This window comes from Halobellus sp. Atlit-38R (genome assembly GCF_003665925.1).
Lineage (GTDB): Archaea > Halobacteriota > Halobacteria > Halobacteriales > Haloferacaceae > Haloquadratum > Haloquadratum inordinatus.
Genome location: NZ_QXIJ01000271.1, coordinates 1 through 479 on the forward strand (window position 1 = coordinate 1; position 479 = coordinate 479).

A 479-nucleotide genomic window follows, 5' to 3' on the forward strand; every position below is an offset into this window, starting at 1 on the left:
GACGCGGCCGTCGAGACGCTGCACACGGTCGACGACAGGAGCAAGGTCGTCGCGGTCCTGTCGACGGCGGCCGCGTTCGGGGCCGGGATGCTCGCGATCGGCGACATCGAGTTCGTCTCGATCGCCGCGGCCGCGTTCGGGATCGGCGTCCGCTTCGCGTCCGTCTGGGCGGGCGTCCGCGCCTTCGTCGACGACTACGCGGTGACGATCGCAGACCAGCCCACCGCGGGGAGCGTCCACCACGGAGCGACCGGCGTCGCGCTCGCCGCGGCCGGCGCGACCGCGCTGGTGGGCCGCGCCCTCGGCGTCGAGGTCGTCCCGACCGCCGTCGCCGCGGCGGCCGTCGACCCCCCCGCGTCCGACGGCTCGGACGACCGGGTCGAGCGGTTCGAGTGGGACCTCCGGCTGGGCGACCCCGGGCTGCGGGTCGACGCGGCGCTCCACGCGGCGACCATCGCCGGCGACGAGTGGCTCGTCGT

Annotated in this window: 1 protein-coding gene; it reads left to right on the plus strand. The window is 76.6% G+C overall.

Going from position 1 to position 479, the window contains the following annotated elements; all coding sequences use genetic code 11:
- Positions 1 to 87: 87 nt before the first annotated feature.
- Positions 88 to 479: hypothetical protein (locus tag D3D02_RS21370; RefSeq protein WP_233560727.1), on the plus strand; the 392-nt coding region annotated here is incomplete at its 3' end.